The sequence below is a fragment of the Saccharopolyspora sp. 6M genome, from assembly GCF_020176775.1.
GTDB lineage: Bacteria > Actinomycetota > Actinomycetes > Mycobacteriales > Pseudonocardiaceae > Saccharopolyspora_C > Saccharopolyspora_C gregorii.
The window spans coordinates 12477-35842 of record NZ_JAIUJZ010000127.1 but is presented as its reverse complement, the minus strand read 5'-3'; the positions used below and the strand labels follow the sequence as shown (position 1 = coordinate 35842).

Below are 23366 nucleotides of genomic sequence, written 5' to 3'. Positions count from 1 at the left end.
CGAGGTGGCCGAGCTCGAGGTGACGGGGGTCGAGGCGCCCGGGATCACTGCGGTCACCTCGGCACCGGTGGCCGCCGCGGGCAGCGCCCGACTCCGGCCCTGGCTGTGGCTGTGGCTGTGGCTGTGGCTCTGGCCCTGGCCCTGGCCCTGGCCCTGGCCCGAGCCGACCTCCACCCGCACCACCGGGTTCGCGGGCAGTTCCCCGAGCCCGTCGGTGTACCAGTACTTCTCCCGCGCGAACGGATATCCGGGCAGCCCGACCTTGCGCGGCCGCGGCCCGTCCGCGTGCACCCGCGCCCAGTCGACGTGCAGCCCACCGGCCCACGCCTCGGCCAGCGGCGCGAGCTTCCCGCGCCGCACCCAGCGCAGCACGGTCTCCTGGAAGTCCTCGTCGGCGAGGAAGCCCTGCGCGGCACCGGTCTCGCCGTCGCGCACGTGCCCGCCCGGGGGCGTCCCGCCGCGCGCGCAGGTGTCCAACGCCTCGATCAGCGAGTCCAGGTCCCGCACCACCACGGCGAACCGGGCGCACATCGCCTCCCGGCCGACCTGCAGCGTGTAGGCGATGTCGGCGAGGTCCGCGTCGGACCACTCCCCCGCGCGCAGCGCGTCCCGCAACCGACCGGCGGACTCGCGCAGCCGCTCCGGGTCGGCGGCGGAGAGGACCACCAGGACCGGTTCCACGGCACGCGGCGCCGGCTCGGGAGCGAGGTGTTCTTCGACGATCAGGTGCGCGTTGGCGCCGCCCGCGCCGAACGCGGAGAGCCCGGCCAGCCGCGGCTCGTCGCCGTCGCGCTCCCACGGCGCGGCCTCGCGCTGCAGCACGAACGGGGTCCGCGGGAAGTCGATGTTCGGGTTCGTGCGCTCGGCGTGCAGCGAGGGCACCAGGGTGCCGTGGCGCAGCTGCAGCAGCAGCTTGCTCAGCCCCGCGATCCCGGCGGCCGACTCCAGGTGCCCGATGTTGGACTTGGCGGAGCCGATGGCGCAGAACTCGCGGTCCTCGGTGAACTCGGCGAACGCGGCGGAGAGTCCGGCGATCTCGATCGGGTCGCCCAGCGAGGTGCCGGTGCCGTGCGCCTCCAGGTAACCGATGCCGCGCGGGTCCACATCGGACTCGCGCCAGGCGCGGCGGATCACCGCGGCCTGCGCGTTCGGGTTCGGCACGGTGAAGCCGTGGGTGTGCCCGCCGTGGTTGACGGCGCTGCCGCGGATCACGCCGAGCACCCGGTCCCCGTCGGCCAGCGCATCGGCCAGCGGCCGCAGCAGCACGGCACCGACGCCCTCGCCGGGCACGTAGCCGTCGCCGCCCTCGCCGAAGCTGCGGCAGCGCCCGTCGCTCGCCGCGAACCGGCTCTCGCCGATCATCAGGTACTTGCTCGGGTGCAGCGACAGGTTCACGCCCCCGGCCAGCGCCACCCCGCACTCGCCGCGTTCCAGCGCGGCCATGGCCAGGTGGATCGCGGTGAGCGACGAGGCGCACATGGTGTCGACGGCGATGCTCGGGCCGCCCGCGTCGAAGAAGTACGAGACGTGGTTGGCGATGGAGGCGAGGCTGCCGGGCACCACCACCGGGTCGCCCAGCGCGGTCCGCTCGGCGCCGTGCAGCTGGTACTCGGAGTACATGGCGCCGACGAACACGCCCACGTCCCCGGCGTCGGCGCCCACCCGCGCCCGGGCGGCGGCGCGCAGCGCGTCGCGGGTGTAGCCGGCGTCCTCCAGCGCCGAGTACGCGGTCTGCAGGAACAGCCGCTCCTGCGGGTCCATCGTGGACGCCGCCTTCGGGGAGATGCCGAAGAACAGCGGATCGAACTCGTCGACGCCGTCCAGGAAACCGCCCCACTTGGCGTAGGTCTTGCCGGGCACGCCGGGCCGCTCGTCGAAGTAGCGGTCGTGGTCCCAGCGGTCCACCGGGATCTCGGTGATGCCGTCCCGCCCGGCGAGCAGGTTCGCCCAGAACTCGTCGAGGTCGCGGGCGCCCGGGTAACGCCCGGCCATGCCGACGACGGCGATGGCGGTGCCGTGCTCGGCGGGCACCGGCTCGGCGGCGGCCGGAGCGGCGGCGAGCGAGGTGACGACGGGCGACGTGGCGGTGGCCGGGCTCGCGGTGCCCGAAGTCGCAGCGGCCGGGCTCGCGGTGCCCGGGCTCGCGGTGGCCGGACTCGTGGTGTCGGCCGGTGCCTGGACGGCCGCGGCCGCCGGTTCCTCCTCCGCGGTCACCCCGACCAGCGCCGCGAGCGCCGCCGGCTGGGTCCGCAGGAAGTGCGCCACCAGCCCGTCCACGTCGCGGACCTCGAAGAACAGCGTGCTGCCCACCCCGTCGAGCACCCGGCGCACCGCGTCGGTCAGCTGCACCACCAGGATGGAGTCGATGCCGTAGCGGTCGAAGGACACGTCGGAGCGGATGTCGGAGACGGGCAGCTGCAGCGTCTCGGCCACCAGCCCCCGGAAGTAGTCGGCGGCGGCATCCCGGACTCGCCGCTCACCATCCACATCGGACGAACGGCGTTCCGCCGCCACTGCTGGGTTTTCGACCGGTTCGGGCGCGGCGGCCGAGCGCACCGGAGCCGCGTCGGCCAGCACCCCGCGGAACGCGGAGCCCTCGCGCGGCTGGCGCACCACGCCGTCGCTCTCCGCCACGATCACCTGCTGGCCGAGGTCGTCGGCCCCCTCGGCACCGACGAACGCGCCGCGGAACCCGACCTCCGCCAGCAGCCGCGTCCAGTTCCGCGGGGACAGCCCGGGAGATCCGGCGATGCGCGGCGCCGGGTCGTCGTAGAGCCACCAGCCGTCCAGCAGCCCGAACGTGAGGTGGCTGAACACGATGTTGTCGGACAGCTCGTTGAGCAGCAGCACCCCGTTCGGCCGGGCCGCGGCCTTCGCGTTGCGCAGCGTGTTCCGGATGTTGCGGGTCGCGTGCAGCACGTTGGTGGCGATGACCACGTCGAACTGGCCGGGATCGGTGTCCTGGCCGGCGAGCGGCTGCTCCGCGTTGAAGATCCGGCCGTCCAGGTAGGGCGCGATCGGGCCGTAGGTCTTCTTGGCGTGCAGCAGGAACGCCTTCGAGATGTCGGTGTAGCGGTAGGTCTCGACGTGCTCGGCCCACGGCTGCAACCGGCGGAACACGACGGCGCTGGTGCCGCCGGTGCCCGCCCCGATCTCCAGGATGCGCAGCCGCGCGCCGGGGTCCTGCTCCAGCCGCCGCCGCAGGTAGTCGACGAGGGTGTCGGCGAGCACGTCGTTGAAGTGGTCGGCGACCGGGTTGTTCTTGTACACGGCCTCGACGAGGTGCAGCGAGGTGCCCGGGAACATCACGTCGGTGGCGGGGCGGCGCCCGGTGAGGACGTCCGGCAGCGCCCGCAGCGTGGTGTCCACCAGCACCGCCTGGGCGCGCTTGGCGTCCTCGGCGAGCCAGCGGTCCTTGTCCCGGTCCCAGTCCGCCCAGGCGGCGTCCAGGTCGACGGGGCGACCGTCGGTGCGGGCGTAACGGCCGTCGCCGTCGTGGCGCAGGTGCCCGGATTCGGTGAGCACGGTGAGGCTGTGCTGCATCCACCGCTGGTAGCGGTCCTGCACGCCGCCGACCGCGCGCCATTCCGCGGCGGTGGCGGCGCGGTCGTCGGCGAACAGCCCGAGCGAGCGCAGCAGCGCCCAGGTGATGCGCACCAGCGCGTCGTGCATCGACCCGGCGTGCCCGTCGGCGCCCGCTCGCAGCCGCGCCACCTCCTCGCGCCGGTCGGGCCTGCCCTCGCGCAGGGCCTCGATCAGCGACGGGGTGGTGGCGGGCAGGTGGGTCAGCGCGTCCGCGGAGTAGCGGCCGTCGATGCTGCGGGTGTCGGTGGCCTTGAGCAGCGCCAGCTGCGGGTGCGGGGAGGCCAGCAGCGCGTCGAACGCGGCCATTCCCTCCTCCGGTTCGATGGAGCCGAGGCCGAGCTGCGCCATCCGCTGCCGGTAGCCGTCGGCGGTGACGATGCCGACTCCCGCCCAGTAGCCCCAGTTCAGCACCTTCACCGGGCAGCCCAGGCGCTCCTGGAGCGTTTCGGCGCAGGCGTCGGCGAAGGTGCAGCCCGCCGCGTAGTTCGCCTGGCCGGGCGCCTTGAAGAACGCCTGCATCGAGGAGAAGAACGCGGCGAACCGCAGCGGCTGGCCCGCGAACACCTCGGCGAGGTTGACCGTCACGTCGGCCTTGGCGGCGAAGGTGGTGCGGAACCGCTCCTCGTCCATCCGGGCGAGGGTCTGGTCGCCGAGCACGATCGCCGAGTGCAGCACCCCGGTGATGGGGCCGTGCCTGCGCACGATCTCGTCGCGGGCACGGACGAGCGCGTCCCGGTCGGTGGCGTCGGCCCGCACGTAGTCGGGGCGCGGGCCGTGCGCGGCGAGCGCGTCCTGCTTGGCGGTGATCTCGGGGTCCTGCGGACGGCGGCCGAGCCACACGACCTGCGTGCCGTGGTGGCGCAGCAGGTGTTCGGTCCACACCTGGCCGATGCCGCCCGCGCCGCCGATGGCGACGACGACGCCGCCGGGCCGCGGGGGCGCGGCGGTGGTGCCGGGCGCGGGGACTTCGAGCAGGCGCTGGCGGTACCACTCGCCGTGCCGGTGCGCGAGGGTTTCGCCGTTCGGGTCGGCAGGCAGCGCGCGCACCTCCGACCACGGCACCGGTCCGTCGAGGTCGGCGCCCCGGACCTGCCAGTGCGGGTACTCCTTGGCGAGGGTGCCGAGGAGCCCGTGCACCCCGGCCTGCGCCGGATCGGATCCGGTGTCGCCGGGCAGCAGCCGCGCACGCCGGGTGAGCGCGGTGAGGCCGAGCCCTCGGGCGTCGGCGCCTCCGGCCAGCAGCGCCTTGACCAGGCGGAACAGCGCTACCGGTGCCTCCTCGGGCCGGTCGGTCGCCGGGGCGGTCCAGTACACGTGCTCGACCTCGGCGGGCAGCAGTCCGGTGAGCTGCTCGACGGTCGCGTCGGCGGGGACGTCGAGGACGGTGGCGCCCGGGTGGTGGCGGCGCAGCTCCGCCTGCTCCTCGGGGGTGCCACCGGCGAGCACCACCCGGGCCTGCGGCGCCGGCCAGAGCGGCGCGTCCTCGTCCGCGGGCAGCGCGTCCCAGGCCGGGGCGAGCAGCGTGGCGGCGGGTTCCTCCGCACCGGTCACCTGGCGGGAGGCGTAGCCGCGCAGGCTGGCGCTGAGCCGGCCGCCGTCGTCGTAGAGATCGATGTCCACTTTGGTCACGTCCCGGTCGGGGGCGGGCTCGTAGCCCGCGGTGTGGCGCAGGTGTGCCCACATGCGCGCGGTGGTGGGGGTGAAGAGGTCGACGTGCTCCAGCGCGAACGGCAGCGCGGGGGCGCCGCGGCGTTCGGCGAGCGCGCCGGTCGCGTCGCCGTGCAGGCCGACGACGGCTTGGACGGCGCTGTCCAGCATCGCCGGGTGCAGCGAGAACTCGCCGGGATCACCGGTGTCCGCGGGCAGTTCCAGCCGGGCCAGCACCTCACCGTCCCCTATGGACAGACCTTGCACGGCGCGCAGCCGGTCGCCGTGCCGGATGCCGACGGCCTCCAGCGCGTCGTGGCACTGCTGCCGGGTGAGGGTGCGGCGGGAGCAGCGGGCGCGCAGCACGTCGAGGGATTCCGGTTGCGCGGCGGCGGGCTCCGCGATGCGCCCCTGGGCGTGCACCTCGGTGCCGTCGCGCAGCACCCGGAACGCGTCACCGTCGAGGCGCACCGCCAGTTCCGCGCCGCCCTCGGCGACGGGGAACGGCGCGGGCCACACCACGTCGCGCAGCCGCAGCGGCGCGGTGCGATCCCCGGTGGCGGCGCGGTGGGCGAACTCCAGCGAGAGCACACCCGGCAGCACGGCCCGGCCGTTGACGTGGTGGTCGGCGAGGAAGAACTCGTCGCCGGTGAGCCGGGTGCGGTAGGCGGGGTTCACCCGGGTGGTGACCTCCGCGGTCCGGGCGGTGGCCTGCGCGGTCCGCGGTTCCACGGGCCCGGCGACGGCGGTGGTGGCGGGTGCGCCGAGGCCCGTCGCGGCGGGTCGTTCGATCCAGTACCGCTGCCGCTCGAACGGGTAGGTCGGCAGCGGCACCTGGCGGCGCGCGGCGGCCGGGAAGCTCGCGGAGAACCGGTCCACCTCGCCGCGCACGTAGGCCCGCGCGAGCTCCTGCGGTGCGAGCGCGCGGTCCCCGTCCGCGGGCCGCGGATCGGCGGCGGTCTCCCCGGTCAGCACCTCCGGCCCTGCGGTCCCGTCGAGCCAGCCGCGCAACCGCTCGGCCAGCGCGGGCAGGTCGGCGGCGGTCGTGGCGAGCCGGTGCGGGAAGTGCGCGCGCCCGGCGGCGAGGCTGTGCGCCACCACCCCGGTCGGCAGGCCCGGTTCCCGGTTCAGGTGCGCGAGCAGCCGCCGCACCACCTCGCGCAGCGCGGCCGGAGTCCGCGCCGAGAGCAGGAACGCGTGCTCGCCGGGGATGGCGGCGACCGGTCCGCCGCGATGCTCCTCCAGCACCACGTGCGCGTTGGTGCCGCTGGCGCCGAACGAGCTCACCGCGGCGCGGCGCGGCCCCGACGCGGGTTCCGGCCAGTCGCGGGTGTGCCGGTCGATGCGGAACGGACTGCCGTCGAGGGCGAGCGCCGCGTTCGGCTCGCCGAAGCCGGGCCAGCCGGGGATCCGCCGGTGCCGCAGCGCCAGCAGCGACTTCAGCACCCCCGCGATCCCGGCGGCGAACTGGGTGTGGCCCAGGTTGTTCTTGATGGTGCCCAGCGAGGCCGATCCGGCGGGGGCGCCGGCGAAGGCGCGGCTGAGCGCGCGGAACTCGATGGGGTCGCCGAGCTGGGTGCCGGTGCCGTGCGCCTCCACCAGCTGGATGCCGCCGGGTTCGACGCCCGCTGCGGTGTGCACCTCGCGCAGCAGCCGCTCCTGGGAGGCGGCGCTGGGCGCGGTCAGGCCGTTGGTGGTGCCGTCCTGGTTGACGCCGGTGGCGCGGATCAGCCCGTACACGTGGTCGCCGTCGCGCTCGGCGTCGGCGAGCCGCTTCAGCAGCACCGCGCCCGCGCCCTCCCCGGGCACGAACCCGTCGGCGCGGGCGTCGAAGCCGTGGCAGCGCCCGGTCGGCGAGAGCATGCCCGCGCGGCTCGCCGAGCGGTACAGCCGCGGCGTCGTCTGCACGAACACGCCACCGGAGATCGCCAGGTCCGTCGCGCCGGAGCGCAGGTCGCGGCAGGCCAGGTGCAGCGCCACCAGCGAACTGGAGCAGGAGGTGTCGGTGGTCAGCGCCGGTCCGCGCAGGTCCAGCTGGTAGGCGATGCGGGAGGCGACGACCGAACCCATCGTGCCCCACAGCGCCTGCGCGGGCGGGGCGTCGTCGAGGTGGTCGTGGTAGTCGCCGGTGTAGCAGCCGACGTACACGCCGCAGTTGCGCTCGCGCAGCCGTTCGCCGGTGTAGCCGCCGTCTTCGAGGGCGTTCCAGCACTGCTCCAGGAAGATCCGCTGCTGCGGGTCGGTGTAGGTGGCTTCGACGCCGGACATCGCGAAGAACACCGGGTCGAACCGGTCGATGCCGCGCAGGAAGCTGCCGGAGCGGCAGGTGATCTCGGGGCCGAGCTGCCAGCGGGTGACGGGTTCGAGCAGGTCCGCGCCCGCGACGAGGTGGTCCCAGAGGGCGTGCGGGTCTTCGGCGTCGGCGTAGCGGGCGGCCATGCCGACGACGGCGATCGCCTCCTCCCGCCCGGCGGCGGAGTCCGCTGCCGCCGCGGCGGTTCTCCCCGTTCCGGCGGGGAATCCCGGGCCGGTCGTGATCCCGTCCCGCTCGGCCCCGGGCGAGCGCAGCGCCGGACCGTAGGTGTCGAGCAGGTGGGTCCGCAACCGTTCGACGCTGCCGTGGTCGAACAGGTCCGTGGTCTCCAGCTCGGTGCCGAAGGCCGCGTTGAGGGTGTGCACCAGGTTGACGCCGAGGATGGAGTCCAGGCCGTGGTCGGCGAACGGGCGGCGCCGATCGATCTCGGCGACCGGCACGTCCAGTGCCTCGCCGACCGCGTCGAGCAGCACCCGCTCCACCTCGGCGGGGGAGGCCGCGGGCCGCTCGGGAGTGCTCGCGGCGGTGCCCTGCTCGACGAGGTCTCCCGCGGCGGCGCCGTTCGCCGCGATGCCTTGCTCAGCGAGGTCGTTCGCAGCGGTGCCGTTCGCGGGTGACGAGTTCTCCGCGCGGACGTCACCGGCGCCCCCGAGCGGGAACCGGCGCCCCGCGAACGGGTAGGCGGGCAGGTGCACCCGCCGCGCGACCGGCCGCAGCGCGGTCCAGTCCAGCGGCATGCCCTTCGCCCAGAACGCGGCGAGCTCGCCCAGCTCGTCCCGGGCGATCCACTGCGCGACGAGCGCGCGCAGTTCTTCCTTGCCCGCCAACGCGTTCAGCGTCTCCCGGGTGGTGCGGACCCGGCCGCGGTGCCACGGCCCGCCGCCGTCGGGGTCGGCGAGGAAGTCGCGCAGCCGCCCGCGGAATTCGGCCGCGGTGCTCGCGCGGAAGCACACCCGCTCGTCCATCGGTTCGCGCCCGAGCTGCAGGGTCGCGGCGACGGCGGGCAGGTCCGGGTCCGCGGCGGCGTCCAGCCACCCGGCGAGCTGCGCGGCGCGGGCCAGCAGGTCCTCGGTCGTGCGGGCGGACAGCGGCAGCAGCACCGCGTGCGGCTCGGCGGGCGCGACGGGCGCGGGCCGGTGCTCGGCGAGCACCAGGTGCGCGTTGGCGCCGCCCGCGCCGAACGAGGACACCCCGGCGATGCGCGGCCGGCCCGCCGCGGCCGGCCAGTCGGCGGCGGTGGTCTGCAGGACGAACGGGGTGGCGGCGAAGTCGATGTCGGGGTTGGGCCGTTCGGCGTGCAGCGTGGGCGCGAGCGCGCCGTGTTCCAGCTGCAGCACCGCCTTGGTGAGCCCGGCGACGCCCGCCGCCGCTTCCAGGTGGCCGATGTTGGACTTGGCGGAGCCCAGTGCGCACCGCTCGGCCTGCCCGGCGAACGCCTCGGTCAACCCCTCGACCTCGATCGGATCGCCGAGCCGGGTGCCGGTGCCGTGCGCCTCCAGGTAGCCCACGTCCCCGGCGGAGATGCCCGCGCGGTCCAGCGCCTCGCGCACCACGGCCGCCTGCGCGCGCGGGTTCGGCGCGGTGTAGCCGTTGCTCCGGCCGCCGTGACCGATGGCGGAGCCGAGCACCACCGCGCGGATCGGGTCGCCGTCGGCCTCCGCCCGCGACAGCGGTTTGAGCAGCACCGCCCCGACGCCTTCCCCGGGCACGAAGCCGTCACCGCCGGCGCCGAAGCTGCGGCAGGCCGGCCCGGAGGCGAGCATCCGGGAGCGGCACAGCTCCACGTAGGTCGACGGGTGCAGGTAGAGGTTCACGCCCCCGGCGACGGCCAGTTCGCAGTCGCCGTGGCGCAGGTGCTCGCAGGCCTCGTGGATCGCGGTCAGCGAGGACGAGCACATGGTGTCGATCGGCATGCTCGGCCCGCGCAGGTCCAGCAGGTAGGAGACGCGGTTGGCCAGCGAGGCGAACGAGGTCCGCGGCGCCGCGTCCGTGCGCTGACCGGTCCGGTCGAAGCCGTTCTTGGTGATCCCGGCGAACACGCCGACGCGGCCGCCGTGCCGGTCGGCGATCCGCTCCCGGGTGTAACCGGCGTCCTCCAGCGCCGACCAGGCGGCTTCCACGAACAGCCGTTCCTGCGGGTCCACGTCGGCGGCCTCGCGGGGGGCGATGCCGAAGAACGCGGCGTCGAAGCGGTCGAAGTCGTCCAGGAACGCGCCCCACTTGCCGTAGCTGGCGCCCCGCTGCACGGCGCGCTGCGCATCGGGTTCGTGGAAGCCGTCCAGCGACCAGCGCTCGGCGGGGATCTCGCGGACGCTGTCGCGCCCGGTGCGCAGGTTGTGCCAGAACTCGTCGAGGGTGGGGGCATCCGGGTAGCGGCCGGTGAGGCCGATGATCGCGATGGGTTCGGCGGGATCGAGCGGGCGGGCGGGCCGCGGTTCGGTGCCGGCCGGTTCGGCGCTGGCTGATCCGGTGCCGGCTGATCCGGTGCGGACCGACTCGGCGCTGGCCGGGCCGGTGCTGAGCGACTCAGCGCGGGTCGGTTCAGCGCGGGTCGGGCCGGTGTCGGCCATCGGCTGCTCGGGCGCGCTCTCGGCGAGCCACCGCCTGCACCCCTCCGGGTCCCGTTCGGCGAGGTGCCCGGCGAGGTCGTGCAACGTCGGGTGCTGGTAGAGCAGGGTCTTCGGCAGCGCCCCGAACCAGCGCGCGAAGCCGCGGTTCAGCCGGGTCACCGCCAGCGAGTCGATGCCGAAGGAGTCCAGCGGCGCGGCCGCGTCGAGCTTCGCCGGGTCCAGCCGCACCGTCGCGGCGACCAGTTCCTTCAGCGCGGGCAGCACCGCCGCCCGCAGGTCTCCCGGTCGCTCCGGCACGTCGCCCTCCTCGTCGATGACCAGCAGTTGGGGTGCTCCGACGGCCAGCGCCTCGCGCAGGGCGCGCAGCGCGGTGCCGGTCGCGAGCGGGTGCCCGAAGCGGGCGGTGAGCGCCGGGATCTCCTCGGCGGCGACGCGCATGCCGCCGTCCTGCCACAGCGGCCAGCCGATCGAGGTGCTGGTCCCGGAGCGGGCCCCGGCGGCGACGAGCTCGGCGCGGTGCGCCAGGTGGGCGTCCAGGAAGCCGTTCGCGGCGGCGTAGTCGCCCTGCCCGGCGTTGCCGAGCGTCCCGGCGCCGGAGGAGAACGCGGCGAAGAAGTCCAGCGGCAGGTCGCGGGTGGCGTGGTCGAAGTGCACCAGACCAGCGACCTTCGGCGCCAGCACCCGCTGCGCCTGCTGGAAGGACTTGCGGATGAGGTAGTCGTCCTCGACGAGCCCGGCGGCGTGCAGCACGCCGTCGAGCCGGCCGTGCGCGCGCACCACGTCGGCGACGAGTGCGGCGACGGCGGCGCGGTCGGTGACGTCGAGGCGCCGGTACTCGCCGTGCGGCACCTCCCGCGACTCGGACCGCCCGCACAGCACCAGGTGCGCGCCGGGGGCGTGCCGGGCGGCGTCGGCGGCGTGCAGCGCGCCGAGACCGCCCGCTCCCCCGGTGATCAGGTAGACGCCGCCGGGTTTCCACGGCACCGGCGCGTCCGGGCGCGACACCGGTTCCCAGTCCCGCACCCGGCGGCGGCCGCCGTCGTACCGGACGTGCTCGTCGGCGGAGCCGAGCTCGGCGGCCAGCACCCGCGCGAGTTCCGGCCCGGCGGGGACCCGGTCGAACTCGACGAGCTGCCCGCGCAGCCCCGGGTCTTCCTGGGACGCGGTGCGCAGCAGCCCGACGAGTCCGGCGTACCCGGTCGCGGTGCCCGCCGGGCACACGACCTGCACGTGGCACGGGCCGCCCGCGGTGAGCACCCGCTGGAGCTCGCCGAGCAGCCGGGTGGAGGCGTGCTCGAAGCCTGCGGCGGCACCGTCAGCGCGACCGTCCACCTGCGCCACCGACACCGCGGCGGACCGCAGCGCGACGGCCTCGGTGCCGGGGACGTCGCAGAGCACGACGAGCCGCCGGGCGTCGACCGGTTCGGCGCCGGGCCGCGCCGGTGCGTCGCGCCAGATCGGCAGGCGGAGGATCTGTCGACTCACGTGGGGCTCCGTTCGGGGGCGCGGTGGCGCGGGCTCGTGGTCAGGCATCGCTGAGGGCGTCCGGTCCGAGGCGGTCGTCGAGGACCGCGTCCAGCAGCGCCGCGTAGGCACCGGTGTCGAAACCGGGCTCCGGGGATCTCCCTTCCACCACCGCAGTTTCCTCCGCGGGCGCTGCGGTTTTCCGCACAACCGAACCGGTTCCCGGCCGCGCACCGGGGTTTCCCCGGTCGTTCCAGTGGTTTCCGGGCGTGGCGTCCGGTACCCGGTACCGCTCGCGGGCGAACGGGTAGCCCGGCAACCGGAGCACGCCGGTACCCGCCGGGTGCAGCACCGACCAGTCCACATCGGACCCGGCGCACCACAGCCGCACGACCTCGTCGAGCCGCCCGTCCCGCAGCGCCCGGGCCACCTCCGGGGAGTGCGCGGTGCCGCGCCGCACCCCGGTGCCGCGCGAACGCGGGACACCGCCCACGTGCAGCCCGGTGCTGTCCCCGGCCAGATAGCGGTCCAGGGCGCCGGCCAGCTGCTCGACGCTGTCCGCGACCAGTCCGAGCCGCCGTTCCATCGCCTCCCGGCCGACCTGCAGGGTGTGCGCGAGGTCCGGCAGCGCGGTCGCCGGGGCGCCGCGCAGGTGGTCCCGCAGCCGCCGCGCGGCCTCCCGCAACCGTTCGTCGTCGCGGGCGGACAGCAGCACGGCCTGCGGTCCGCCGTCGGCCGGGGCGCGCCGCGGTCGCGGCGGTGCTTCGAGGACCACGTGCGCGTTGGTGCCGCCGAAGCCGAAGCTGCTCACCCCGGCCCGCAGCGGCCACGCCCGCCCGTCCGCGTCGGCGCGCGGCTCCCAGACCTGACCGCGGCGCACCACCTCGAACTCGCCGCCGGACAGCGGCAGGTGCGGGTTGAGCCGGTCGCAGTGCAGCGTCGGCGGGAGCTCCCGGTGCCGCATCGCCAGCAGCACCTTGAGCACCCCGGCCAGGCCCGCGGCCGATTCGGCGTGGCCGATGTTCGTCTTGACCGAGCCCAGCGCCCACGGCCGCCCGTCCGGGCCGGGCCCGCCGAGGTCGCGATAGGCGGTGGCGAGCGCGTTGACCTCCACCGGGTCACCGAGGGCGGTGCCGGTGCCGTGCGCCTCGACGTAGCCGATGCTGCCGGGATCGAGCTCGCCCATCGCCTCCCGCACCAGCGCGGCTTGCGCCACGCCGTTGGGCGCGGTGAGCGATCCGGCCCGGCCGCCGTGGTTCTCGGCGCTGCCGCGCACCACGCCCCAGATCGCGTCGCCGTCGCGGACCGCGGCCGCCAGCGGCTTGAGCAGCACCACCGCGACGCCTTCGGCGCGCACGTAGCCGTCGGCGTCCGCGGCGAACGTCTTGCACCGGCCGTCGGGGCTGAGCATCCCGGTCTGCTGGGTGGCGGCGAAGGTGTCGACGCTGAGCAGCAGGTTCACCCCACCGGCGAGCGCCATCTCGCAGCGCCCGGACCTGATGTCCTGCACCGCCCGGTGCAGCGCCACCAGCGAGCTGGAGCAGGCCGTGTCGATCGGTTCGCTGGGCCCGTGCACGTCGAGCACGAACGAGATCCGGTTGGCCAGCACCGAATGCGCGTTCCCGGTGGCGGTGTAGCCGTCGGGTGCGACGCCGCTGGCGTTGAGCAGCTGGTGGTAGTCGTTGCCGGACACCCCGAAGTAGACGCCGGTGCGTTCCGGTAGCCGCGCCGGCGCGTACCCGCCGTCCTCCAGCGCCGCCCACGTGGTCTCCAGTGCGAGCCGCTGCTGCGGATCCATCAGCTCGGCTTCCAGGCGGGACAGGTTGAAGAAGCCGGCGTCGAACCGGTCCACGTCGGCGAGCTGCCCGGCGAACTTCGGGAAGTCGGTGCGGGCCACGGTGTCCGCGTAGCGCTCGTCGAACCGGTCGCCCGGGTAGGGGGTGACGAGGTCGTCCCCGGCGCGCAGCCGCCGCCAGAACTCGTCGAGGTCGGCGGCGCCGGGGAACCGACCGGCGGCGCCCACGACGGCGACCGCGTCCGAGGCGGACCCGGCTGCGGGAGGCTGCTGCGCCGGGCCGTGCGGAGCCGGGGCCGCAGGAGCGCGCTCCGGTGGCGCCTGCGCGGGTGCCGGTGCGGTCTGCGCGGGCGTCGGTGCGGTCTGCGCGGGTGCCGCCGCGCGGTCCGGCCACCGCTCGCGGAGGTGCTCGGCCAGGCTGCGGATGTTCGGGCACTCGAAGAACACCGCCGGGCTCAGCTCCACGCCGAGCAGGCCGTTGAGCTCGGTGGCGAGCGTGGCGAGGGCGATGGACTCGAACCCGTAGGCGTGGAAGTGGGTGTCGGCGTCGATCTCGGCGAGGTCGAACTTGAGCTGGTCGGCGACGGTCTTCCGCAGCGCTCGGACCAACCGGGACTCATCGTCCGATGTGGACTCGGGCGCGGCGGCGGAACTCGGGTCCGCCACCGGCGCGGCGAGCGCCGGAACCACCGCGACCGCGGACCCGCGCACCGATCCGGGCAGCTCCCCGGCCCCGAACTCGGCCCGCTCGATCCGGCCCAGCACCCGGCCGCGCTCGTCGGCCAGGTCGATGCGGAACTCGGCGTCGGCGACCCGGTCCAGCACCAGCACCCGGGTGCGGTCCAGCTCCTCGCCGTGCAGCGCGGCGACCCGCAGCACGGTCGCGTCGGGGTCGCCGAGCGCGTGCTGCACGCCTTGCAGCACCCCGGCGAGCACCCAGGCCGGGACGTGCACGTGCCGCTTGTGCGGGTCCTGGCACAGCGCGGGCTCGCCGACGCGCACCAGCAGCCGCCCGTCGCGGAGCCGGGCCACGCCCTCGACGCTGCGCGAGTAGGGCCGCGCGTCGAGGCCCGCTTCGCCCAGCGCCGCGTAGAAACCGTCCTGGTCGAGTTCGTCGGGCACGTCCACCGGGACGTCCGGAACCCGTTCTCCCGCAACGGTTTCGACGGTGGCGGCGAACCGCGTCGTGCCGTCGGCGTGCCGCAGCTCCACCCGGTGCGCCCCGGACGCGCCGCCGAGCCGCCATTCCAGGGTCTCGGTCTCGTCGGCGGGCGCGGGCAGCGCCGCCCACTCGGCGTCGCGGACCCGCAGCGGACCGGTGATCCCGGCGACGCGGGCGAAGGCCAGCGCGCCGTCCAGCAGCGCCAGGGTGGCGTACCGCCGCTTGCGGCCCGCGGTGTGCACGTAGTCCAGCAGTTCGTCGCCGCGCGGCTTCAGCTCGTAGCGCACGCCGTGCAGGTCGGAGCGGTTCTCCCCCACCCACGGGTGTGCGCGGCGGGTGAACGCCAGCGGCCGCAGCACGCTGGGCGCGTCGTCGAACTCGGGATACCAGCAGCGGACCCGCTCGAACGGGTAGGCGGGCAGCGAGAGCTTCGCGGGCCGGGTGCCGAGCGGCCACAGCCGGTCCCAGTCGACCCCGGCGCCCTGCGACCAGTGCCGGGCGAGCGCGGCCAGGTCGCGGCCGGCGACGGCCTGCTCGACGGTGGCGGCGTTCGCCGCGCGGCGCTGCCGCAGCGTGCTGGCGACGAACTCCACGCCCTCCGGGAGCACCGGAGCATCGGCGGTCAGGTCCACCCCGGACAGCGCGGTGATCCGCTCCAGCGCGTGCCGCGCGTCGGTGGCGACGAACGCCAGCCGGCACGGCAGCTCGTTCTTGCCGGTCTGCAACCCGTAGGCCAGCGCGTCCAGCCCGGGTCGCGCGGATCCCAGGTGGTCGCGCAGGTCGCCGAGCACCGTGCGCAACGCCTGCGGGGTCATCGCGGAGAACACCAGCAGCTGCGGCCCGCCGCTGTCCGGGGCGGCGACCACGGTGCCGTCGTGCTCCTCCACCACCAGGTGGACGTTGATGCCGCCCGCGCCGATCGAGGTGATCCCGGCCCGGCGCGGTACCTGCTCACCGCGCACCACCGGCCGTTCCCACGCGGCGCGTTCCCGCTGCACCGCGAACGGCGTCGCCGCGAAGTCGATGGCCGGGCTCAGCGTCTCGGAGTGCAGCGACGGCGCCAAGGTGCGGTGCCGCAGCTGCAGCAGCACCTTCGTCAGCCCCACCAGCCCGGAGCCGGACAGCAGGTGCGCCACGTTCGACTTCACCGAGCCCAGCGCGCAGAACCCGGTGTCGTCGGTGTCCCGGCCGAACGCGAGGCTCGCGCCCTTGATCTCGATCGGATCGCCCAGCGAGGTCGCCGAACCGTGCCCCTCCAGGTAGCTGATGGTGCGGGCGTCCACGTCGGCGTCGTCCAGCGCGCGTTCGACGGCGCGGGCCTGCTGCTGCGGGCTGGGCACGGTGAACCCGTTGCGCACGCCCGCGTTGGTGAGCCCGCTGCCCTTGATCACGCCGTACACGTGGTCGCCGTCGGCGACGGCCTCGCCGAGCAGTTTGAGCACCACCGCGCCGACGCCCTCGCCGAGGATGGTGCCGTCCGCGCCGAGCCCGTAGCTGCGCACCACGTCGGCGGACTTGGTGGTGAAGTGCGCCTGCGAGGTGGAGATCAGGTCGTAGGGGTGCAGCATCAGGTTGATCCCGCCGACCACCACCATCCGGGTCTCGCCGTCGCGCAGCAGCCGCACCGCCTGGTGCACGCACGCCGCGGACGAGGCGCACATGGTGTCCACGAACACCGACGGGCCGGTGAACCCGTAGTGGTAGGACAGCATGTTCGCCATCACGCCGACTTCGCTGCCGCTGGTGGTGGTGCCGCGTTGCAGCATGTTCTGGAAGCCGTAGTAGGCGTAGCTGTTGTTCATCGAGCCGACGAGCACGCCCACGTCGCCGTCGTAGCGGCGGCGCAGCGTCTCCCGCGAGTACCCGGCGTCCTCCAGCGCGGTCACCCCGGTCTGCAGGAACAGCCGCACCTCCGGGGACATGATCTCGGCGTTGCGCTGGGAGATGTTGAAGTAGCGCGGGTCGAACGCGTCCACGTCGCGCAGGAAGGTGCCGGTGCGCACGACGGTCTTGCCGAGCACGTCGCGCTCGTCGAAGTGGATGTCGCCGTGGCGCCAGCGGGATGCGGGCACGGTCTCGAAGCTGTGCCTGCCTTCGCTGAGCAGGTCCCAGAACTCCTCCAGGGTGTCCGCTCCGGGGTAACGCCCGGCCATGCCGACGACGGCGATGGCGTGCCGGCCGGGGTCGTGGCGGGGGTCGGCGGGGCGCGGGGTCGTGGTGGCGGCAGAGGTCGCGGTGGTGGCAGGGGTGGCGGCGACGGCCGAAGTCGGTGCAGCGGACGAACTTCCGGCCGCAGCCGGTGTCGCGGTAGCCGAAGTTCCGGCGGTGGCTGGAATCGCAGCGGCCGGAGTGGCCGGGATCGTGGTGGTCGTCGCCGCCACGGTCGGCTCCAGCACCGGACTCCCTTGCGGCCCAGCGCCATCAGATCCCGCGGCAGCGGTCTCGTCCCTCACCTCCACCGCGGACTCGACCGGGGCGACGAGTTCCAGCAGCCGCGTCCGGTGCTCGGCGACGAAGTACTCCGCCACCCCGCGCAGGTCCACGTGCTCGAAGAACAGCGTCTTCGGCAGCGAGCCGAACGAGTCCTCCAGGGTGCTGGTGAGGTCGACGATCGCGATGGAGTCGATGCCGTAGTGCTCCAGCTTCTCGTCCGCCAGGATGCCGTCCGGGTCCTGCCGGGTGACCTCCGCGAACACCGCGCGCAGGAAGTCCTGGGCCCGCTCGGCCAGCTCCGCGTCGTCGAGCTCGACGGCGGCCAGGGCCGAGGTCGTCGCCGGGACCGCCGCGACCGGCCGGTCCAGCCCCGCGTACACCCGCAGCTTCGCGCGTTCGCCGTGCAGCACGACGCGCCGCACCGGTGCTCCCGCGCGCAGCGCCCGCTCCACGGCGGCGAGACCGGCCTCGGTGGGCAGCGGCACGGTGCCGGTGCGCTTGCGCAGGTAGGCGGCGGTGGCGGCGTCCATCCGCATCCCGCCGTCGGCCCACAGCGGCCAGTCCAGCACGCGGGTCTCGGCGCCGGTGGCCTGCCGCCGCAGCGCGAACGCGTCCAGGTGGGCGTTGGCGGCGGCGTAGTCGGCCTGCGCGGCGCCGCCGAAGGCGCCCGCGACGGAACCGAACAGCAGCAGGAAGTCCAGGTCGAGGTCGTCGGTGGCGGCCGCCAGGTGCGCGGTGCCGTCGACCTTCGGGGCGAGCACGGCGGCGGTGCTCGCGAGGGGTTTGGTGGCGAGGTAGCCGTCGTCGAGCACCCCGGCCGCGTGGAACACGCCGTCCAGGCGCCCGTGCTCGGCGCGGATGGTGCGGACCGCATCCCGGACGCTCGCGGCGTCGGTGACGTCGGCCCGCACGTAGTGCACCCGCTCGTGCGGCTGGGGCGGCCCCTGCTCGGAGCGGCCGCTGACCACGACGGTCGCCGCGTACCGGAGGCACAGGTGCTCGGCGAGCAACCGCCCGATTCCCCCGGCGCCGCCGGTGATCCAGTAGACGCCGCCGGTGCGCAGCAGGCTCTCCCCCGCCGCACCGGCCGGGATCTCGGTGGTGCCGTGACGCAGCCGCCGCCCGTCGCGGGTGTGCGCGACCTCGGCGTCCTCGGTGGCGGCCTCGGTGTGCACGACGCGCTCGAAGCGGGCCGCGTCGCGCGGGTCGAAGCCGTCGAGCAGCACCAGCGTGCCGCGGAACGCGGGATCCTCCAGCCGCGCGGTCTTGAGCAGCGCCGCCAGCGGGCCGAACACCGGCGAGTCCGGTTCGCCCGGCGCCACCACCAGCACCCGGCCCTTGCCGCCGAGCCGTTGCAGGTGGCCGTAGCAGCTCTCGAACGCGGCGCGCATCGCGGCGGCATCGGTGGCCCCGACCGGCACCGGTAGCGGCAGCACGTCCGCGCCGAGCCGGGCGGCGCTCGCGGCCACCAGGTCCTCGTCCAGGGCGGCGTTGAGCACCACCACCGGACCGGCCGGTCCCTCCGCCGCGGCCGGTTCGTCGATCCAGGCTCCGGTGACCTCCAGCAGGTCATGCTGGGGTTCCGCGGCCGGTGCGCCGCCGAGGGGGCGGGCGGTGTAGCCGGTGAACCGGGCGCACAACCGGCCGGACTCGTCGAACAGGTCCACGTCCACCTTGCCGCGCCCGCGCGCGCCCGCGGCCGGGCGCAGCCACGCGTGCGCGGTGCTGCTGGTCGCGGCGGGTGCGGTGAGCTCGTCCAGCGCGAACGGCACCGCGGGCGCCGACGGTTCCCGCCAGCCGCCGTCCGGGCCGCCGACCGCGAGGGCGGCGAGCAGCGCGCTGTCCAGGATCGCGGGATGCAGCCGCGGCCCGGGCGCCGCCGCTGCGGGCAGCCGCAGCTCCGCCAGCACCCCGTCCGGGCCGGTGCGCACCGAGGTCAGCGCGCGCAGCGCGGGCCCGTGCTCGATGCCGCTGGTCCGCAGCGCCGCGTACCCGGCGTCGGCGGCCAGCTCCCGGGGGTGCCGTGCGCGCAGCTCGGCCAGGTCCACCGATTCCGCCGCGTCCGCACCGGGTTCGACGCGGCCGCTCGCGTACGGTTCGCCCGCCGCGTCGGCGAGCGCGTAGTCGTGCCCGTCGCCGCCGGGGGTCAGCCGCAGCCAGGCGTCCAGGCCGTCCGGCCCGACGGCCAGCGGGCGGATCCACACCGCGTTGCGCACCCGCGGCGTCCGGTGCCCCGCGGCCCGCGCGGCGGCCAGCACCAGGTCCAGGACGGCCACGCCCGGCACGATGCGGGTGCCGCCGACGACGTGGTCGCGCACGTAGCCCTGGGTGTCGTCGAAGCGCACCGGGAAGGTCCAGTCCTCGCCGGAGCGCTCTCCGCCGCCCAGCGCGGCGGTCTCGGGCACGGCGGTCTCGGGCGCGGCGGTCTCGGGCGCGGCGGTCTCGGGCGCGGTGCTCTCGGACACCGCCGGGGCCGGGGCTTCGACGGGCCGCGGGCTCAGGTTCGACGGCGCGGTGGGCGTGAACCAGTGCGGGGTGCGGGCGAACGCGTAGCCCGGCAGGTGCAGCCGCCGCCCCTGCGCCGGCCACTGCGACCAGTCCACCGGCAGCCCGATGGCCCAGGCGGCGGCGAACTTGTCGTACCGCCCCTGCTCCAGCCAGCGCGCGCCGAGCTCACCGAGGTCCTCGGCGTCCAGCCCGGCGGGCACGTCCTCGCCCGCGCGGCCGCGCTCGCACCCGGCGGGGCGTTCCCCGGCGGCGAGGGATTCCAGCTGGTCCGCCCAGGTCTCCAGGTCGGCCGCGCGGAACGCGGCGCGTTCGGCCATCGGCACCCGTCCGTCGCGCAGGGTGCGGGCGATGTCGGCGAGCGCGGGCCGCTCGCCCCGCTCGACCCGCCGCCGCACCCAGTCCGCGAGCACCGCGCAGCTCGCCCGCAGCCGTTGCTCGTCGCGCGCGGACACCGGCAGCCACCACTCGCCCGGCGCCTCCTCGTCGGCGGGGACGGTCGCGCCGGATTCGAGCAGCACGTGCGCGTTGGTGCCGCCGAAGCCGAAGGAGCTCACGCCCGCCCGCAGCGGGCCGGGCGCGTCCCAGTCGGTGAGCTCGGCGACGACGTGCAGCGGGCTGCCCGCGAGCTTGATCAGCGGGTTGAGCTTGCGGAAGTGCACCGTCCCCGGCAGCTGCCGGTGCCGCATCGCGAGGATCACCTTGAGCATCCCGGCGATGCCGGCGGCACCTTCGAGGTGCCCGATGTTGGTCTTCACCGAGCCGACGCCGCAGCGGTGCTCGGCGGGGGTCTCGGCACCGCCGCGCAGGTCGGCGAACGCCTTCTTCAGCCCGCGGATCTCGATCGGATCGCCGACCGGGGTGCCCGGGCCGTGCGTCTCCACGTAGCTCACCGTCTCCGGCGCGACGCCCGCCCGCCGGTAGATGCCGCTGATCAGCTCGGCCTGCGCGTCCGGGTTGGTGACGGTCAGCGAGCTGGTGCGCCCGCCGTGGTTGCTGCCGATGCCCTTGATCACCGCGTGCACCGGGTCGCCGTCGCGCCGCGCGTCCGCGGCCCGCTTGAGCAGCACCACGCCGCCGCCCTCGCCGCGCACGTACCCGTTGGCGCCGGCGTCGAACGCGCGGCACTTCCCGTCCGGGGAGAGCATCCCGGCCTTGGCGAACGCGATGAAGTGGCGTGCCGACCAGGTCAGGTTCACCCCGCCCGCCAGCGCGTACTCGCAGTCCCCGGCCAGCAGCGCCTGCACGCCCTGCTGCACCGCGACCAGCGAACTCGCGCAGGCGGTGTCGTTGACGACGCTGGGGCCGCGGAAGTCGAAGTGGTGCGAGACGCGGTTCGCGATGATCGCGTAGGCCGCGCCCGTCGGGTAGTAGGCGTCGACCTCGGCGACCTCCTGCTCGACGAGTTCCGCGTAGTCCCAGTGGCACACGCCCATGAACACCCCGGTAGCCGAGCCGGCGAGCCGGTCCGCCCGGTACCCGGCGTCCTCCACCGCGTGCCAGCTGAGTTCGAGGGCCATCCGCTGCTGCGGGTCCATGGATTGCGCTTCGCGCGGGGAGATCTGGAAGAACTCGGCGTCGAAGCAGTCCACGTCGTCGACGAACCCGCCCCAGGCGCTGCTGGTCTTGTTGAACTCGCGGCGCGGGTCGCCGAGGTGGTCCTCCTTGCGCCAGCGCCGCTCCGGGACCTCGCTGATCAGCGAGCGTCCCGCGGCCAGGTGTCCCCAGAACTCGTCCATCGTCCGCGAGCCGGGCAGGCGCAGCGAGGTGCCGATGATGGCGATGTCGTGGTCATCGGTTCCGTGGTCCATCGAAGTCGTCTCCGTCTCAGCACCGGTGCCGCTGCGGCCCGCGTCGGCTCGTCCGGTCGTGGTCGTGCCCGTCCCGCGCGCCCCCCCCGGGGGGGGCGCGGGGCGGGGGGGGGGGGGGGCCCCGCCGGGGCGCGCGGCGAGGCCCCCCCGGGGGCCCGTGAGGGGGTGGCGGGTGAGGCCGTGCCCGCGCACGAACCAGTGGTGCAGCCACACCGTGGAGGCCAGCAGCACGAACGCCTGGTTCTCCTTGGTGCCGATGCGTTCCGGCGGGGCGTCGTAGACGCGGTTGACGAACTTGCGCACGAACCGCGCGTCCAGGGCGGGGATCTCGCCGAGCACGTCCGGGTCCAGCAGCAGGTCCCGGTAGTCGGGCCGGGAACGCACGAACACCGCGGAATCCGGTGCGCGGTAGGGGAACTTGCCCTTCTTCACGATGCGTTCCGGCAGCACGTCCGCGTAGGCCAGCTTCAGCAGGTGCTTCTCGTCGTAGGGGTCGCCGAAGCGCCCGTTGACCGAGTTCGCGCGGCGCACCACCGCCGGATCCAGGAACGGGCAGCGGTTCTCCACGCCGTGCGCCAGCGCCATCCGCTCGCCCTGGGTGGACAGCAGGTAGCCGGCCAGCAGGGTGCGGAACTCCAGCCACTGCGCCTTCCGCACCGGGTCCAGTTCGGCGTAGCCGGGTTCCTCGGCGACGAGCCGTTCCACCGCGGCCAGCGGATCGCCGGGCTCGGCGAGCAGCCGGGCCGCGAACCGGCCGTTCTGGAACCGCATCTGGTGCGAGAACAGGCCGGGCCGCTGCTCGGTGGAGAACTGCTGGTAGAGCCCCAGCATCCGGCGCTGCTCGTCGGCGCCGCTGAAGTGCGCCAGGTACGGGTGGAGCCGCCCCATCCGCTCCCGGCGGGTCTCGTCGTCGAGCGCGTCCCACTCGGACAGCAGCCGGGTGTCCTTGAAGATGCCGTAGCCGAGGAACGCCTCGTCGGCGCCTTCGCCGCTGAGCACCACCTTGATGCCCTCGCGCCGGACCTGCCGGGACAGCAGGTGCATCGGCACGAACGCGGTGCGGAACGCGGGCACTTCGGCGTGCCGGACGGCGTCGGGGAACGCTTCGGCGACGTCGGCGTCGGTGACGCGCAGCTTCGAGTGGTGGGTGCCGAGGTGCGCGGTGAGCTCGTCCTGCTCGGCGGACTCGTCGAACTCGGCGTCCTCGAACTCGATCGAGAACGTCCGAAGTGGATGGTCGGTGCGGCGGGCGGCGAGGTGCGCGATGATCGACGAGTCGAGCCCGCCGGAGGCGTACACGCCGACCTCCACGTCGCTGCGCAGCCGCACGTCCACCGCGCGTTCCAGGTCGCCGCGCACCAGCTCCACGGCCTCCTGCTCCGATTCCGGCGCCGGGCAGGCGGTCAGGTCCAGCGGCGCCCACCGGCCGCGCCGCTCCTGGTCGCCGCGCACCGACAGGTACTCGCCCATCGGGATCTGCTCGATCCCGCGGTAGCCGCTGTGCGCGGGCAGCGGCGTCCAGGTCGCGTAGAGCGAGGCCAGCTGGTCCGGGTCGAACTCGAAGCGGAACCCCGGGTACGCCAGGAACGCCTTCATCTCGGAGGCGAACAGCAGCGCGCCGTCGTGCCGGGCCACGAACAGCGGCCGCTTGCCGTACCGGTCCCGCGCCAGGTGCAGCTCATCGGTGACCGCGTCGTGCACGGCGAACGCGAACGCGCCGTTGAACTTCGGCAGGCAGTCCGGGCCCCACTCCGCCCACGCGTTCAGCACCACCTCGGTGTCCGACCCGGTGTGGAACGCGGCACCGCGCGCCCGCAGCTCGGCGCGCAGCTCCCGGTAGTTGTAGAGCTCGCCGTTGTAGCACAACCGGAATCGCCGGTCGGCGCTGAGCACGGGCTGCTGGCCACCGGCGAGGTCGATGATGCTCAGCCGCACCGTGCCCATCGCGATCCGGTCGTCGAGCAGGCAGCCCGCCTCGTCCGGGCCGCGGTGCTCGATCTGGGCGAGCATGTCGTGCATCAGGTCCGCGTACTCCCGCGGAGGGCGCGGGCTGCCGTAGAACCCGGCGATGCCGCACATG

The 23366-nt window shown here is 75.1% G+C and carries 2 protein-coding genes; both read right to left on the bottom strand.

The window, feature by feature from the left end:
- On the bottom strand, positions 1–11601 hold an 11601-nt coding region (locus LCD31_RS17480; RefSeq protein WP_224959469.1), incomplete at its 3' end, for an SDR family NAD(P)-dependent oxidoreductase.
- 40 nt (positions 11602–11641) lie between these two features.
- Positions 11642–23365 (bottom strand): asparagine synthase (glutamine-hydrolyzing), encoded by an 11724-nt coding sequence (asnB, locus tag LCD31_RS17475; RefSeq protein WP_224959467.1) that lies wholly within the window; start codon positions 23363–23365, stop codon positions 11642–11644.
- Position 23366: the final 1 nt, after the last annotated feature.

Excerpts from the sequence above, each read along its gene's own strand:
- asnB (WP_224959467.1), bottom strand. The coding sequence starts at position 23,365 with ATGTGCGGCATCGCCGGGTTCTACGGCAGCCCGCGCCCTCCGCGGGAG.